Annotated in this window: 12 protein-coding genes; 4 read left to right on the top strand and 8 right to left on the bottom strand. The window is 68.0% G+C overall.

Annotated features, from left to right (window positions below; all coding sequences use genetic code 11):
* Positions 1-40: 40 nt before the first annotated feature.
* From ACGLHR_RS03100 to ACGLHR_RS03080, 5 genes are all read right to left on the bottom strand, one after another.
* Positions 41-1,657 carry an FAD-binding oxidoreductase gene (locus ACGLHR_RS03100; RefSeq protein ID WP_400091807.1) on the bottom strand — a complete coding sequence of 539 codons (1,617 nt, stop codon included), beginning with the start codon at positions 1,655-1,657 and terminating at the stop codon, positions 41-43.
* Between the two features lie 18 nt (positions 1,658-1,675).
* On the bottom strand, positions 1,676-2,149 hold the full coding sequence (locus ACGLHR_RS03095) for a hypothetical protein (RefSeq protein WP_318237605.1): 474 nt from the start codon (positions 2,147-2,149) through the stop codon (positions 1,676-1,678).
* Between the two features lie 173 nt (positions 2,150-2,322).
* A complete protein-coding gene (locus tag ACGLHR_RS03090; RefSeq protein WP_400091805.1) occupies positions 2,323-3,132 on the bottom strand; it encodes an anti-sigma factor family protein in 810 nt (269 codons plus the stop codon).
* On the bottom strand, positions 3,129-3,704 hold the full coding sequence (locus ACGLHR_RS03085) for a sigma-70 family RNA polymerase sigma factor (RefSeq protein WP_400091803.1): 576 nt from the start codon (positions 3,702-3,704) through the stop codon (positions 3,129-3,131). Before ACGLHR_RS03085 ends, ACGLHR_RS03090 begins: the two co-directional genes overlap by 4 nt.
* A 46-nt stretch (positions 3,705-3,750) precedes the next feature.
* Entirely contained in the window at positions 3,751-3,912 is a 162-nt protein-coding gene (locus ACGLHR_RS03080; RefSeq protein ID WP_318237608.1) for a hypothetical protein, read from the bottom strand.
* A 699-nt stretch (positions 3,913-4,611) separates the two neighbouring features.
* Between ACGLHR_RS03080 and ACGLHR_RS03075 the strand changes: the two genes are divergently transcribed.
* Genes ACGLHR_RS03075 through ACGLHR_RS03065 form a run of 3 tightly spaced genes read left to right on the top strand, consistent with a single transcriptional unit; the run spans position 4,612 to position 10,564 of the window.
* Positions 4,612-5,844, top strand: coding sequence for an efflux RND transporter periplasmic adaptor subunit (locus tag ACGLHR_RS03075; RefSeq protein ID WP_400091802.1), 1,233 nt, complete (start codon positions 4,612-4,614; stop codon positions 5,842-5,844).
* Positions 5,845-5,859: 15 nt separating this feature from the next.
* Entirely contained in the window at positions 5,860-9,066 is a 3,207-nt protein-coding gene (locus ACGLHR_RS03070) for an efflux RND transporter permease subunit (RefSeq protein WP_400091800.1), read from the top strand.
* 1 nt (position 9,067) lies between these two features.
* Positions 9,068-10,564, top strand: coding sequence for an efflux transporter outer membrane subunit (locus ACGLHR_RS03065; protein ID WP_400091797.1), 1,497 nt, complete (start codon positions 9,068-9,070; stop codon positions 10,562-10,564).
* Positions 10,565-10,585: 21 nt separating this feature from the next.
* Here the strand turns inward: ACGLHR_RS03065 and ACGLHR_RS03060 are convergent, their stop codons facing one another.
* The 3 genes from ACGLHR_RS03060 to ACGLHR_RS03050 all read right to left on the bottom strand — a co-directional run bounded on the left by ACGLHR_RS03060 (position 10,586) and on the right by ACGLHR_RS03050 (position 13,793).
* Entirely contained in the window at positions 10,586-11,356 is a 771-nt protein-coding gene (locus ACGLHR_RS03060) for a class I SAM-dependent methyltransferase (protein ID WP_400091795.1), read from the bottom strand.
* Between the two features lie 101 nt (positions 11,357-11,457).
* A complete protein-coding gene (locus tag ACGLHR_RS03055) occupies positions 11,458-12,468 on the bottom strand; it encodes a hypothetical protein (protein WP_400091794.1) in 1,011 nt (336 codons plus the stop codon).
* A 179-nt stretch (positions 12,469-12,647) separates the two neighbouring features.
* A complete protein-coding gene (locus ACGLHR_RS03050) occupies positions 12,648-13,793 on the bottom strand; it encodes a 4-hydroxyphenylpyruvate dioxygenase family protein (RefSeq protein WP_400091793.1) in 1,146 nt (381 codons plus the stop codon).
* Positions 13,794-14,227: 434 nt separating this feature from the next.
* Between ACGLHR_RS03050 and ACGLHR_RS03045 the strand changes: the two genes are divergently transcribed.
* Complete coding sequence (locus ACGLHR_RS03045) at positions 14,228-15,061, top strand: shikimate dehydrogenase family protein (RefSeq protein WP_400091791.1); 834 nt, start codon at positions 14,228-14,230, stop codon at positions 15,059-15,061.
* Positions 15,062-15,220: the final 159 nt, after the last annotated feature.

The following is a 15,220-nucleotide window of genomic DNA, read 5'->3' as shown; positions in this document are numbered from 1 at the left end:
TCCGCACAAAGTTCCACGGTATAGAACGGTACCAGCCTTGTCAATCGGTGCCGCAAGCGGGTGTGGAGGGATGCCCGGCGGGCCAGATGCCCTGCTTGCCTGGCGCCAGCATGCCCGCCGGATCGAGCGCATCCTTGAGCCGCTGCACCAGCGCCTGCATGGCATGCCCGTTGAAATCCTGCTGCGCGGCGACCCTGTCCATCAGGTCCAGATGGGCGCGATACAGGCCGTAGCCGGCGGCGCCCAGTTCGTCCACCAGGCGATGCGCAAGCGCACGCGCCTGGCTGCGCTGCACCGGGTCGGCCCGATCGAAGATGGCGGCAAAGATGTGGTGCAGGCAGCGCGGCGCGGCGGTAAAGCCGCCGTAGTAGTCAAAGCCATAGGCCGCGGCGCGCTCGCGCACGAGCCGGTATTGCCGCATGGCGTGGGTCCCGGTGGCCGGGCACAGGGGCGACACATCCAGGTGCGCGCCGTCGCCGCCGCACCACGAGAGCATGCGCATGGCCGCCACGCTGGGCACGCCAAGCAGGCCCACCGCCCCGCCGCCGGGCGGTGCGCTGGCAACGCTGGCAACGCTGGCGGCGCTGTATGGCCAGGCTGTCAGGCGCGCGCCGTCGATGGCGCCGAATGCCTTGCGCGCGATGCGCCAGCGCGCCTGCACCAGCGCGGGGGGCCCGTACAGCCCGAAACGCAGGTTCCACCAGCCGATATCCAGCGCGCGGATCATGTGGTCCAGCGCGGCCACCGGCATGGGGCCGGCGCCGTCATGCCAGTCGCGGCGCGCCGACACGCTGGCCGCCCAGCGCACCGCGCTCTCGATCACGGCCGGGCCGTGCAGGACGTCGGCCAGCCGCAGCGGGCGCAGCGTTTCCACCACGGCTTCCAGGTCGGCTTCGCGGGCGAAGCTGGCCTGGCACAGCAGGGCCGTCTCCGGGGCGGGCATCAGCCAGATGCCCATTTTGGTGACGATGCCAAAATTGGATTGCATGAACAGCCCGTCGAGGCCGGGGCCGTAGCCGTCGCGGTGCAATTGCCAGGCCGAGCCGCCGGCCAGCGCCCCCATGCCGGTGCGCACGATGTCGCCGCTGGCCAGCACCACTTCCATGCCGCACTGCATGGCGGCATGGTCGCCATAGGGCGTGACGCCGATCCCGCGCTCCAGCGTATTGCCGACCACGCTGCCCCAGCCCACCGCCGGCGGATCGACCCACAGCGCGATGCCCTCCCGGTGCAAATAGGCATGGAGGTCGAAATAGCTTACGCCCGGTTCCACCAGCGCATAGGCCAGCGTCGGGTTGACTTCGAGGATGCGGTTCATGCGCCGCAGGTCCAGCACCAGCGTGCCGCGCAGGCGCGGCGCGGGGCCGCCATAGGCCAGGTTGCGGCCGATCGACACCGGCCAGAGCGGCAGGCCAGCGGCGCTGGCCAGGCGCAGCACCGCCTGCACCTGCGTCACGCTGCCCGGCAGCAGCACGGCGGCGGGCGCGAAGGCGTCCGGATCGTCATCGGGCAGTGGCGAGTAGGGATCGAGGTAGGCGGCCAGGCCGGATGGCGCGGACAATACCGCGTCGTCGCCAAGCACCGCGGCGAAGCTGCGCAGGGCCTGCGCGAAGCGCGCGGCCGAGCAATCCGGTGGCAGCGCCTGTGGTGCATTCACATTGGGCGCCCTCCCCCGTCAGTGATGATGGCCACCGCCACCATGGAACCCGCCGTGGAAGCCGCCGCGCGGCGCGCCGACAAAGGACCCGCGCGAACCCCCATGGAAGCCGCCATGGAAGCCCCCGCCCGGGCGCGGCAGGAACACGCGGTGCATGTTGTGCCTGTGGTGAAAGCGGTCGACAAAGATAAAGCTCGCGCCAAACCCGACGCCAACCGGCGCCCAGTACCAAGGGTCATAGTAGTAAGCCGGCTGCGAATACACCACCGCGCCGCCCGAACTATCCACCATCTGCCAGGAGCCATCCGGCTGCAGGCAGGCCAGCCCCACGACCTGTTGCAGGTAGCCGTCGATCTCCACCTGCCCCGCCATCTGCTGGCAAGGCGACGAATAGCCATTCCATGCGTCAGCGGCCACCTCCTGTGCCGCCGCGGGCGCGCTCAGGCCAAGGCCGGCAAGTAATGCGGCCACGGCACCCAGAGCCTTGCTCATGATGTCATCCCGGAATCGAATGCCCGACGTTGCGACGTGCCGGGCCATTGCCCGAGCCGCGTCCCGCGGCACATCGGTTTGCCTGCCGGACCCGCTGGCGCGCTTGCGCGGCGCGCGTTCCCGCGTTGGGTTAACGGATCAGCCTCCCCGTTTATTCCATCTGCATGCCTTCGTCATTGCGTGTTCCCATGCTTTTGCCAGGCCTGCGGATCGCCGCCCAGGCTGGCGCAGACATCGCCGGCGATGGTGCGCAGCCGCGCTTCGGGCAGTTGGCCGGAGAGCGCATAGCCGGCCCCGCCGCTGACCCAGTAAAAGGTGCGGCGATCTGCCTGGCGCAGCACGCCAAGCGTGGCCAGGGCGGGTGCGGCCGGCGTGATGTAGAGCGTGAGCCGCTCGCCGGCCGGGTCCTGGTACATCAACTGGGCGGCCGGGCCTGCCTCGCCCACCAGCAGGCGCCCGCCCAGCAGCGTGAAGCCGTATTCGTCCAGCGAGGGGATGGTGAGCGTACGCGCGAGCCGGCGCGACAACCAGGCGCGCAGGTGCGCCTGGTCGGCAGCGGCCACCTCGACCGGATGGCGCTCTTCGGGCGCGAACACCACATAGGCGGCATCGGCGCGGCGAGCAAACGCCTTGGGGTCCGCGCTGGCGCCGGGAAGCCATGCCACGCCGAGGGCAAGGGCCAGGCCGGCTACCACCCAGCCCGTGGCGGCAAGCGCACGGCGCCACCACGGCATGCTCGCCCGGACCAGCACGTAGCGTAGGTCTGCCGGCAACGGGAACAAGGCCTTGAGCGCGGCGTTCTGCTGGCCATAGTGTTCCGCCAGCTCCGCCGCCCGCGCGTCATGCGCGAGCGCTGCGCGCAAGGCCGCCCCCTCGGCCTCGGGCAATTCGCCGTCCACCAGTGCGCACAGGCGCACCAGGTCGGGAGCGGGTTCGCCGGCGTTCGGGTCAGCGGTGGGGCCGGGACCGCGGTCATCGTTCATGGCGTGTTCCTCACCACCCTTAGCGGCACGTGCCGCTCGCCAGCGCTACCCGTGCCATCGGTCCCGCTAGTCCCGCTGGTCCCGCCAGAGCCGCCGGCGCCATCGGCCAGCAGTGCGCGCAGATGCTCGCGGGCGCGGGACAGGCGCGACATCACCGTGCCCAGCGGCACGTGCAAGACCGCGGCGGCTTCCTGGTAGCGCAGGCCTTCCAGCACGATCAGCAGCAGCACCTCGCGCTGCTCGAGCGGCAGGCGGTACAGCGCACGCTGCACATCGCGCAGCATCAGCCCGTCGACTTCGCTGGCGGGGGCCGCGTGCCGCTGCCATAGCGGATCGGCCGCGTCCACCGCCACTTCGCGGCGCCGGCGCAACTGATCGATAAAGAGGTGGCGCAGCACGGTCAGCATCCAGGCCCGGGCCTGGCTGCCTGCAGGCAGTCGCTTGCCCTGGGCAATCGCGCGCTCCGCGGTGTCCTGCACCAGGTCATCGGCCCACGCCGCGTCGCCGGTGAGCGCGCGCGCATAGCGCCGCAGCTGCGGAAGCCAGACCGCGATGTCGTCGCCAAAGCTCACTGCTGACAGGGCATGGTGCGCGCATCCGCAAGCATCCGGGCGGGGATCAATATCCCCCTCCCCCCATGCCGCCGGTGCCAATTGTGCCGCGGTTGCCATCGCGCGAGGCCGAGGAGCGGCCGGACCCGTCGCCACCGCCATCGGAGGAACAGGCTGCCACCGCCATCAAGGCCAGCAGCAGGGCAGAAACCAGACGGAGCGCTTTCATGTTGGTCTCCTGGTGGGCGGGCTGCATGGCAGCGGCATCGGGCAATGCCGCCACTCAGCCTGGCCCACCCGAGTAAACGCGTGGCGCCCCGGTTTTATTCCGCAACGCGGAGGTATTCCCGCTCGCGGCCGTGCTCGCGCCGCGTGGCCGACATCCGGGCCAGGCTCGTGCGGCACGCGATACTTCGAGACGCTCCTTGCTTTGTCATGCAAGTGATCTAGAGTGGTCTGATGCACCCTTTCGCCGGCTGTGGCGGTGCTGGAAAAGCCACAGTGCACATCGACGCGACGGAGTGATCGCGCAATGGTTGGCATGAGTGCACTGATACGGGCTCGCATCCAGTTTGCGGAAATCACCTTCCTCCACCCTCTTCGTCCTCGTCCCGCCACGCGGCATGGCAAGGTCAGGCATTCAAGCTTTCGCGGCGTCTCCCACACGCCGCGCGAGGCTCCGGGCCATCGCTGGCGCCCCGATCCCGGCTTCCATTCGTAACCGGATCCACGACAACCGCCAACCGGCATGCAAGGCCGGGCCGGCAGTTGCTCACCTGCCAAGCGCCAGCCGGCACCACCAATGCCGCCGCGCTGCTTCGATCACCGTGCCATGTAGCGGCCCTGCCTGCCCATGCCAGGCAGCCAGCGCATGCGCGTGTTGGTGCTTCCAGTCCAAGTCCACTTCCACCGATTCCGAGGTCCCTTCATGCGCATCGAGCGGGTTCCCTTTCGCCATATCAGTGCCGCGACGGTTGCCGTAATTCTTGGTGCATGCGGACAGAAGCCCGCCGCGCCGCCGCCGCCGACACTGGAGGTCGGCGTCGTCACCGTCAAGCCGGCCACCGTACCTGTCATATCCGAACTGCCGGGCCGCACCAGCGCGTTCCTGGTGGCGCAGGTGCGCGCGCGGGTGGACGGCATCGTGCTGCGCCGCGAGTTCACCGAGGGCGACGAAGTCAAGCTGGGCCAGCGCCTCTACAAGATCGACCCCACGCCCTACATTGCGGCGCTCAACAATGCCAAGGCCGCGCTGGCGAAGGCACAAGCCAACGTGGGCACGCAGAACGCACTGGTCCAGCGCTACAAGGTCCTGGTGGCGGCCAACGCCGTGAGCAGGCAGGACTACGACAACGCCGTGGCGGCGCTGGGCCAGGCCGTCGCCGACGTAGCCTCGGGCAAGGCCGGCGTGGAAACCGCACAGATCAACCTGGGCTACACCGATGTCGTGTCCCCCATCACCGGGCGCAGCGGCTTGTCGCAGGTCACGCCGGGTGCCTACGTGCAGGCCAGCCAGGCCACGCTGCTGACCACGGTGCAGCAACTGGACCCGGTCTACGTCAACCTGACGCAATCGAGCGTCGAGGGGCTGCGGCTGCGCCGCCAGATCCAGGAGGGCCGCCTGCAGACCGCCGGCGCCAATGCCGCCAAGGTCACGTTGCTGCTGGAGGACGGGCGCGCCTATCCGCAGCCCGGCAAGCTCCAGTTCACCGACGTGAGCGTGGACCAGAGCACGGGATCCGTTACGGTGCGCGCGATCTTCCCGAACAAGGAACGCGTGCTGCTGCCCGGGATGTTCGTGCGCGCGCGCATCGACCAGGGTGTCAACGACAAGGCCATCGTCGTGCCCCAGATCGGCGTCACGCATGACGCGAAAGGGCAGGCGGTGGTGCTTGTCGTCAGCCAGGACAACAAGGTGACGCAACGCCAGATCGTCACCACCGGCACCTATGGCAGCGGCTGGGTGGTGGACAGCGGCCTGCAGCCCGGCGATCGCGTCATCGTCAACGGCGTGGAAAAAGCCAAGCCCGGCATGACGGTCAAGCCGGTCGAAGCCCAGGTACCGGCGCCGCCGGCCTCCGGCGCGCAGGCCATGCCTGCCGCCAGCGCGCCAGCGGCATCGGCGCCTTCCGCCGCCTCGGCAGCATCGGCCGCCCAATAACCGGGAGCCAGCTTCATGGCAAAGTTCTTTATCGACCGGCCGATTTTTGCGTGGGTAATCGCGATCATCCTGATGCTGACCGGCTTCGCCGCGACCACCACGCTGCCCATTGCCCAGTACCCCACGATTGCCCCACCGGCCGTGCAGATCAGCGCCACCTATCCCGGCGCTTCGGCCAAGACCGTCGAAGACACCGTCACGCAGGTGATCGAGCAACAGATGAGCGGCCTGGACCACCTGCTGTACCTGTCGTCGACCAGCGACGACTCCGGCACCGCCACCATCACGCTGACCTTCGCGGCCGGCACCAACCCGGACATCGCGCAGGTCCAGGTGCAAAACAAGCTGCAGCTGGCCACCCCGTTGCTGCCGCAGGCCGTGCAGCAACTGGGCACCAAGGTCACCAAATCGAGCAGCAGCTTTTTGCTGATCCTTGCCTTTGTGTCCAAGGACGGCAGCATGGGCCGCTACGACCTGGCGAACTACGTCGCGTCGAAGGTGCTGGACCCGGTCAGCCGGATCGACGGCGTCGGCACGGTGACGCTGTTCGGCACGCAGTACGCCATGCGGATCTGGCTCGATGCGACCAAGCTGAACAACTACAGCCTGACCCCGATCGACATCAGGACCGCGGTGGCCGCGCAGAACGTGCAGGTTGCCGGCGGCAGCCTGGGCGGCACGCCGTCGGTGCCGGGCCAGATGCTGCAAGCTACCATCACCGAGGCCACGTTGCTGCAAACCCCCGCGCAGTTCGGCAATATCCTGCTCAAGGTGAATACCGACGGCTCGCAGGTGCGCCTGAGGGATGTGGCGCGCATCGAGCTGGGCGGCGAGAACTACAACTTCGACACCAAGTACAACGGCCAGCCGACCGCGGCCTTCGGCATCCAGCTCGCCACCGGCGCCAACGCGCTGGCCACGGCCAAGGCGGTGCGCGCCAGGATGGCCGACCTGCAGCGCTACGCGCCGCAAGGCGTGGTGGTGGAGTATCCGTACGACATCACGCCGTTCATCACGCTGTCGATCGAGGAAGTGGTCAAGACACTGATCGAGGGCATCGTGCTGGTGTTCCTGGTGATGTACCTGTTCCTGCAGAACCTGCGCGCCACGTTGATCCCGACCATCGCGGTGCCCGTGGTGCTGCTGGGCACGTTCGCGGTGATGTCGGTGGTTGGATTCTCGATCAACACGCTATCGATGTTCGGCATGGTGCTGGCCATCGGCCTGCTGGTGGACGATGCGATCGTGGTGGTGGAAAACGTCGAGCGGGTCATGGCCGAGGAAGGCTTGTCGCCGCGCGACGCCACGCGCAAGGCCATGGAGCAGATCACCGGCGCGCTGGTGGGCGTGGCGCTGGTGCTGTCGGCGGTGTTCGTGCCGGTGGCATTCTCCGGCGGCTCGGTGGGGGCGATCTACCGGCAGTTCTCGCTGACCATCGTTGCCGCCATGGTGCTGTCCGTATTGGTGGCCCTGATCCTGACGCCGGCGCTGTGCGCGAGCATGCTCGAGCCGATCCCGAAAGGCCACCACGACGAAAAGACCGGCTTCTTCGGCTGGTTCAACCGCACCTTCGCCAAGAGCCAGCAGAAGTACCACGGCGGCGTGGAGCACGTGATCCGGCGCTCGGGCCGCTGGCTGGCCATCTACCTGATGGTGATCCTGGTGGTGGGCTTCCTGTTCGTGCGGCTGCCGAAAGCCTTCCTGCCCGAAGAGGACCAGGGCACCATGTTCGTGCTGGTGCAGGCGCCCGTGGGTTCCACGCAGGAGCGTACCGCCAAGGTGTTGCTGGATGTGCAGGAGTACCTGCTCAACAGCGAGAAGGAATCGGTGGAAGCCGTGCTGACGGTCAACGGCTTCAGCTTTGCCGGCCGCGGCCAGAACTCGGGCCTGGTGTTCGTGCGGCTGAAGGACTTCTCCAAGCGGGAGTCCGCGAACCTGAAAGCGCCCGCTTTGGTCGGGCGGATTTTCAAGCACTTCACGGGATACACGGACGCCAACGTGTTCCCGTTGAATCCCCCTTCCATTCCCGAACTCGGCACGGCCGCGGGCTTTGACTTCGAGCTGCAGGATCGGGCCGGCGTGGGCCACGACAAGCTGATGCAGGCGCGCAACATGATGCTCGGCATCGCGGCCAAAGACCCGCTGCTGGCGCAGGTGCGCCCGAACGGCCTGAACGACACGCCGCAGTTCAAGGTCGATATCGACCGCGAAAAAGCCAATGCGCTGAGCGTGACCGCCGCCGACATCGACCAGACCTTCTCCACCGCCTGGGCGTCGCTGTACGTCAACAACTTCCTCGACACCGACAACCGGATCAAGAAGGTCTACGTGCAAGGCGAACCGAGGTTCCGCATGAATCCCGAGGACCTGAACACCTGGTACGTGCGCAATGCGTCCGGCACCATGGTGCCGTTCGGCGCCTTCGGTTCGGGGAACTGGATCTATGGCTCCCCCAAGCTGGAGCGCTTCAACGGCATCCCGGCGGTCGAGATCCAGGGCGCGGCCGCGGCCGGCAAATCGACCGGCCAGGCGATGAACGCCATGGAAGCCATCGCGGCGAAGCTGCCCGACGGCATCGGCTACGAATGGACCGGCTTGTCGTACCAGGAGCGCCAGTCCGGCTCGCAGGCGCCGCTGCTCTACGGCATCTCGATCCTGGTCGTGTTCCTTTGCCTGGCCGCGCTGTATGAAAGCTGGTCGATCCCGTTCTCGGTGATCATGGTGGTGCCGCTGGGCATCCTGGGCGCACTGCTGGCCGCCACCCTGCGCGGGCTGGAAAACGACGTCTTCTTCCAGGTCGGCCTGCTGACCACGGTGGGGCTGTCGGCAAAGAACGCCATCCTGATCGTGGAGTTCGCCCGTGACCTGCGCGACCAGGGCATGAGCACCATCGATGCGGCGGTGGAGGCGGCACGCCTGCGCTTGCGCCCGATCCTGATGACGTCGCTCGCCTTCATCCTTGGCGTGCTGCCCCTGGCGCTGAGCAACGGCGCCGGCTCCGGCAGCCAGCATGCGATCGGCACCGGGGTGATCGGCGGGATGCTGACCGCCACCTTCCTCGCGATCTTCATGATCCCGATGTTCTTCGTCGTGATCGGCAAGTTCAGCAAGACCAAGAACAAGCCCGGGTCGCCACCCGTGCCCGCCCCGTCCGGCCATGCGGGCGGCGGCCATGACGATGGCAGCGATGGCAGCGCCGGCACGCCTGGTCAAGGACATTGAGATGCCCAGACTCGCATTGATCGCCACCGCCGCCATCCTGGCAGCTGGCTGCACGCTCCAGCCGCGCTACGAGCGCCCCGCCGCCCCCGTTGCCCCCACCTTCCCGGCCGGCGGCGTCTACGACACGCAGCCGGACGCCGCCAGCGCAACCGCCAGCGCGCCGGCACCGGAGATTGGCTGGCGGGACTTCTTTGCCGATGCGCGCCTGCAGCGCCTGCTGGCGCTCGCGCTCAAGAACAACCGCGACCTGCGCGTGTCGGTACTGAACATGGAGGCGGCGCGCGCGCAGTACCAGATCACCCGCGCGGGCCTGTTCCCCTCGGTCAACGCGGTGGCCTCGCAGAGCCGCTCGCGCACGCCGGAGAACCTGTCATTCGCCGGCAGGACCATCTCCAACGAATATTCGGTCGGCCTCAGCGCGTCGTGGGAAATCGACTTCTTCGGCCGCATCCGCAGCCTGAAGGACCAGGCGCTCGCGCAGTTCCTGTCGCTGTCGGAGAGCCGCAAGGCGGCAGAGCTGGCCTTGCTGTCGTCGGTGGCGAACCAGTACCTCACCATGCTCAGCTACGACGACGCGCTGGCCGTCACGCGCGGCACGCTGGTCACGGCCGAGGAGTCGTTCCGCATCACCAGCCTGCAGTTTGAAGTCGGCACGGGCTCGGAGCTGGCCCTGCGCCAGGCCGAAGGCGTGGTCGAGCAGGCGCGCGCCAATCTGGAAACGGAAAGCCGCTTGCGCGCGCAATCGGAGAACGCGCTGGTGCTGCTGGTGGGCGAGCCGCTGCCGGACGACCTGCCGCCGGGCCTGCCGCTCAACAGCCAGTCCCTGCTGGTCGATATCCCGGCGGGCCTGCCGTCCGACCTGCTGACACGGCGCCCGGACATCCTTGCCGCGGAGCAAGCGCTGCGGGCGGCCAACGCCAATATCGGCGCGGCGCGCGCGGCGTTTTTCCCGCGCGTGACGCTGACCGGCAGCGCGGGCACGCTGTCGCCAACACTGGGCGGCTTGTTCAAGCCGGGCTCCGGCGCCTGGTCGTTCGCGCCGCAGATCACCCTGCCGATCTTCCAGGGCGGCGCCAGTGTCGCCGCGCTGGACCTGGCCCAAGTACAGAAGCGCATCGAAATCGCGACCTACGAGAAAGCCATCCAGACGGCCTTTCGCGAAGTGTCGGATGGCCTGGCGGCGCGCGGGACCTATGACAACCAGATCAAGGCGCTCGAACGCTTCACCAGCTCGCAAGAGCGGCGGCTGGTGCTGTCGGACCTGCGCTTTCGCAACGGGGTGGACAGCTACCTGAGCGTGCTGACCGCGCAGAACGACCTCTACAGCGCGCAGTTGCTGCTGATCAACGCACGGCTGCAACGGCTGATCAACCTGGTCGATCTCTACCAGTTCCTCGGTGGCGGCTGGATCGAGCACGCGGGCGACACGCCCCGCCCCTCGGACGCCCTGGCCGACTACAGCGCGAACGCGCCGGGGCCGACCGCGGCAGCGCCGTAGCGTGCCGCCGCTGCATTCCTGTTACGCGAGCCGCTGGCAGCTATACGCCTCGGTCCGGTAGGGAAACGCCACGCTGGCCTTGCCGGCCAGCGCCGGGATTGCGTCGATCACCGCAAGCAGCCGGGCGCGCACCGCATCCTGCTCCGCGGCCGGCAGCGAGGCAATGAAGCTGACCGACATCACCCGGTCCACGATCACCTGCTGCGCGGGGCCTACGTGCTCGTAAGGCAGGCTGGCCAGGCCCAGCTCGCCGAACCCGCTGGCCGGAAAGACCTGCTTCCAGTCGCCCTTGTAGAAGCGCGGCGCGTCGCCCTCGAACGGGGTCATGATGGCGGTCAGCTGCGCCACCCAGTCGACCGATTCGTCGCGCACGTTCCACACCAGGCCGAGCTTGCCGCCCGGGCGCAGCACACGGCCGATCTCGGCCATGGCCGCGGCGTTGGCAAACCAGTGGAACGCCTGCGCGCAGGCCACCGCATCGACGCTGGCGTCGGGCAGCGGGATGGCCTCGGCCGTGCCCTCCAGCGCTTGCACGGCAGGCAAGGCGGCGCTTAGCTGGGCCCGCATCGCCGCCACGGGCTCGACCGCGATCACGCTGGCTCCGGTGGCCAGCAACAGGCTGCTGAACTTGCCAGTGCCGGCGCCCAGGTCCAGCACGGTCTTGCCGGGCCGCAGGCCGAGCTCCGTCGTCAGCCAGGCGCCAAGCGCGCTCGGATAGTCGGGGCGCCCGCGGGCGTAGGTATCGGCCTGGCTGGAGAAGCCCTGGGCAGCGGCGTGGTGGATGTCGGTCATGGGTGCGCGTCTCTCTCTTTCTCTCGTGCGTTGGACAGGCACTCCGGAGCCAACCCGATGCAGCAGCGGCCCTGGAAGTGCAGGGAGTGGAGGAAGTGTGACTAGAACGAAGGTACCGGGTTCGCGCCCTGGCTCACCAGGTACTTGCCGTCCTGGAAGCGATAGCGCACCACCGCGTCGAGCGATTTGCGCCGCGGCTTGCCCGCGCCTCCCGGTAATTTGACCTCCTGGCCCTGGAAGGTCACGGTCAGGTCGCCCGGGGTGTCCGCGCCAAGGGCAAATGCCGGTTTGCCTTCTACCGCATAGCAGACCTGCTCGCCGGCGTCCTGGCTATCCGTGCCGCGTTCCGCGAGCACATCAGACTTGCCTGACAGCGCCTCGTTGCATGGCTCGAGCGCGCCGGAATTCTCCGCACTCATGGCCACGCCGCCCAGCAAGGTGGAGATCTGCCCCGGTTCCAGGCGATAGACCGACGCCCAGCTGCCGCAATAGCCTTGCCAGCAGCTGCCCCAGGTAAGGGTGAGCGCAAAGTCCGTGGCCGATATCCTTGCGACCGACGACTGGCCGAGTGCGCCTTCCACGCCGGTATAGTCAACCCCGTCGACGCGCCGGCTTAGCTGCCAGCCGCCGGCGCCTTCGCCATTGGCGCTGGCATTGCGCGTGAAAAAGTACGCGCCCAGCCAGGCGCCTGCCGCGTGGCTGTCGTTGCGCGTGCCACCTTCATCCACCACCACGCCCTCGGTCAGCATCACGGCATGGGTGTCGTCCAGCCGGATCACCTGGATCGGCTTGACATCGATGGTGTCCTCCACCAGCGGCGCCTCGCCCTTGCCCTTGTAGTCCAGGTCGGGCAAGGCGGCATGCACCACGCGGCCTTTGTCGTCGTCGCGCCAGGCGGGAAAAGCCAGCAGGATCAAGGCCTCGCGCTTGAGGCTGTCGGCCTGCGCAACCGCGGCGGAGGCCTGCGCGGACGAAGCGCCAGCCGCCGCGGGCGGGGCGTCATGCCGCGAGCAGGCGGGCAAACCGAGACAAAGCGCCAGGGCCGGCGCCAGCATCAGCCGGGCAATACGTCGGGAATCCGGAGGGACGGCGCGAAGGGAGCGGAGAGTCATGTTGACGGCGGACGCAAAGGCCGCGGCTGCACGGCCAGGAATGGGAAGGCGGGAATGAAGCAAGGCGACATCGCCACGCGGCGAAAAGCGCGCACCGCACTATCCGCGAGCCGGTCCGCGCCGTCAAGGCGGGCCGGCTGCCTTCAGGGCAAACAGGGCAAACGAGACCAGCCAGGCCATCAAGCCGGCGCTATCGGCGTAGCGCCAGCGGCCATGGCCGCCGCCAGCGCGGGCAGGTTGCCCTCGCCGAAGCCATGGTAATTGTCGCGCTGGACGATTTCGAAGAAGAACTCACCGGCCTCGCGGCGGGCAAAGGCTTGCAGGAAGGTCTCGCGCGTGCCGTCGTCGCGCAGCGCACCGTCCACCAGGATGCCATAGCGCCGCAAGGCCGCGAGATCCAGCCCATGTCCCGGCACGCGCGCGTCCACGGTATCATAGTAGGCCACGGGCGGCTCGACGAAGCGCACCCCGTTGCGCGCCAGCGCGGCGGCGCTGGCCACCAGGTCGTCGGTCGCCAGCGCAATGTGCTGGATGCCCTCGCCGTGATGCCCTGACAGGTAGTGCTCCATCTGGTCGTGGCGCTGCATGCCTTTCTCGTAGATCGGGATGCGGATCAGGCCGCAGGGCGAGAGCAGCACGCGGGAATCGCTCGCGACATGCCAGCCGGCATTGACCTCATGGATCTCGCGAAAGCCCAGCACCTTGCGATAAAAATCCAGCCACTCTTCCAGATGCCCGGGATCGACCGCCTGCGTCACATGGTCCACGCGGGCCAGGCCGGCGCCGGCGGTGGGCGCGGCAGTGTCAGTGGCGGCAGGCGCCAGCGCGCGGAAATCGACGTCGTAGATGGAGATGTCGCCCACGTCGCCGGGCCGCCCCTCCTTGCCGCGCCAGCGGTCGATAAAGTAGATGATGGAGCGGCCGATGCCCTGGATGGCCGGGATGTTCAGCTCCATGGGGCCGACCGTGCCGGCCTCGAACGGCCACGCACCGGCATCGACCGCGCGCGCGAACGCCGTTGCGGCATCGCTCACGCGAATGCCGACCGCGCAGATCGAGAGACCATATTCGGAGGCATAGCGGGTGGCGAAGGAATCAGGCTCCGCGTCGACGATGAAATTCATCTCGCCCTGGCGGAACAGCTTCACGTTCTTGTGCCGGTGCTGGGCAATGGCATGAAAGCCAAAACGCTCGAAGGTGCGCCCAAGCGCCACGGGATCGGGGGACGCAAATTCGACGAACTCATAACCCATGATGCCCAGCGGGTTCTCCCAAGGCTGGAAATCGTCGGCGCGCGGCGAAAAAACGTCTGCCGGTCGGCTCATGTCTGCTCCTTTTAATGTGGTCCGTGGTGGCTGCGGGTGTTAGCCATCATAGCAAGGGCCTTGGCTTCGCTCTAGCCCGGGCGCCGTATCCCTCGCGCCGCCGTGCCGGGGTGGGCACGGCGGCAGCCGAAGCGTAGCCGGCGCCCCGGCCGCCAACAATGGCAGCACCCCGGCCAGCCGCGCTATTCGTGCGCGAGCGCACGATGAACGCACGAATCAAGGGTAAACCCCTGCATTCGATAACGCCCCGGCTAAGGGGCCCCATCCACCGGGGCAAACCCGAGTTTCGCGCCATAAGCGCGCATATACGTGCGTCTATCGCGCGTAGTGCAACTTGAATCTCTTGGTTCGCATCACTTCACCCCCTAAGCTTGCGCTACCCATATCGCTTCCGCCTGGCGGGATAGACGGCAACACGGACCCCAGACCTCATCATGATCGACGGCAAGACCACCCTCATCGCCCACATCGGCTACCCCACCGAGTCCTTCAAGGCCCCGATGATCTACAACCCCTGGTTCGCGCAGCGCTGCATCAATGCCGTGGTGGTGCCCATGGGCCTGAAAGCCGAGCACTTCGCCGATGGCTTCCGCGCGCTGTTCCGGCTGACCAACCTGCGCGGCGCACTCATCACCATGCCGCACAAGGTCTCCACCATGGAACTGGTGGACGCGCTCACCCCGACGGCCCGCATCGCCGGCGCCTGCAACGCGGTACTGCTGCGCGATGACGGCACCTTGCTCGGCGATCAGTTCGATGGCGCGGGCTTCGTGCGCGGCATCCAGCGCAAAGGCTGCCAGTTGGAGGGCGCCAGCGTGCTGGTGTCCGGCTGCGGCGGCGTCGGCTCGGCCATCGCCGCGTCGCTGGCCGGCGCCGGCGTGGCGCGGCTAGGCCTGTTCGATGCGCGCGACGCCTCGGCGCAGGCACTGGCCACGCGGCTGCAGGCGCACTACCCGCAATTGCAGGTAAGCACGGGCTCGAACGATCCCGCCGGCTATCAACTGGTGGTCAACGCCACGCCGCTGGGCATGAACGAGGCCGACCCCCTTCCCTTCGATGTCAACCGCATCGACCCGCAAGCGTGGGTGGGCGAGGTCGTGATGAAGACGGAGTACACGCCGCTGCTGCGCGCGGCGCTGGAGCGCGGCTGCCAGGTCCAGGTGGGCACGGACATGTTGTTCGAGATGATTCCCGCTTATCTCGAATTCTTCGGCTTTGGCACGGCCACCGCCGAGGAGTTGCGCGCCGTAGCCAGGATCGCTTACTGAACACAGCTTGGCAACAGCACACGGCCGGGCGTCATGGCCGGCGTCCGGCACAAGTTCTGACGCGTCAACTACCCCGGCCTAAAAAGGCCGGAGCTTGCAAAGGCAACTGAACAAGCTCGGGTTGACCAGGCAAAGCGGTAACCAACCCGCTACGTTGCG

The sequence above is a fragment of the Cupriavidus sp. CuC1 genome, assembly GCF_044627735.1.
Classification (GTDB): Bacteria; Pseudomonadota; Gammaproteobacteria; order Burkholderiales; family Burkholderiaceae; genus Cupriavidus; species Cupriavidus ulmosensis.
The sequence above is the reverse complement of the archived record's forward strand: the minus strand, read 5'-3'. Positions and strand labels throughout refer to the sequence as shown.

What these genes read in the sequence shown, in the direction of transcription:
- ACGLHR_RS03095 (WP_318237605.1), bottom strand. Translation starts at nt 2,149, where the DNA reads ATGAGCAAGGCTCTGGGTGCCGTGGCCGCATTACTTGCCGGCCTTGGC.
- ACGLHR_RS03050 (WP_400091793.1), bottom strand. Translation starts at nt 13,793, where the DNA reads ATGAGCCGACCGGCAGACGTTTTTTCGCCGCGCGCCGACGATTTCCAG.
- ACGLHR_RS03080 (WP_318237608.1), bottom strand. Translation starts at nt 3,912, where the DNA reads ATGAAAGCGCTCCGTCTGGTTTCTGCCCTGCTGCTGGCCTTGATGGCG.
- ACGLHR_RS03045 (WP_400091791.1), top strand. Translation starts at nt 14,228, where the DNA reads ATGATCGACGGCAAGACCACCCTCATCGCCCACATCGGCTACCCCACC.
- ACGLHR_RS03090 (WP_400091805.1), bottom strand. Translation starts at nt 3,132, where the DNA reads ATGAACGATGACCGCGGTCCCGGCCCCACCGCTGACCCGAACGCCGGC.
- ACGLHR_RS03070 (WP_400091800.1), top strand. Translation starts at nt 5,860, where the DNA reads ATGGCAAAGTTCTTTATCGACCGGCCGATTTTTGCGTGGGTAATCGCG.
- ACGLHR_RS03075 (WP_400091802.1), top strand. Translation starts at nt 4,612, where the DNA reads ATGCGCATCGAGCGGGTTCCCTTTCGCCATATCAGTGCCGCGACGGTT.
- ACGLHR_RS03055 (WP_400091794.1), bottom strand. Translation starts at nt 12,468, where the DNA reads ATGACTCTCCGCTCCCTTCGCGCCGTCCCTCCGGATTCCCGACGTATT.
- ACGLHR_RS03060 (WP_400091795.1), bottom strand. Translation starts at nt 11,356, where the DNA reads ATGACCGACATCCACCACGCCGCTGCCCAGGGCTTCTCCAGCCAGGCC.
- ACGLHR_RS03065 (WP_400091797.1), top strand. Translation starts at nt 9,068, where the DNA reads ATGCCCAGACTCGCATTGATCGCCACCGCCGCCATCCTGGCAGCTGGC.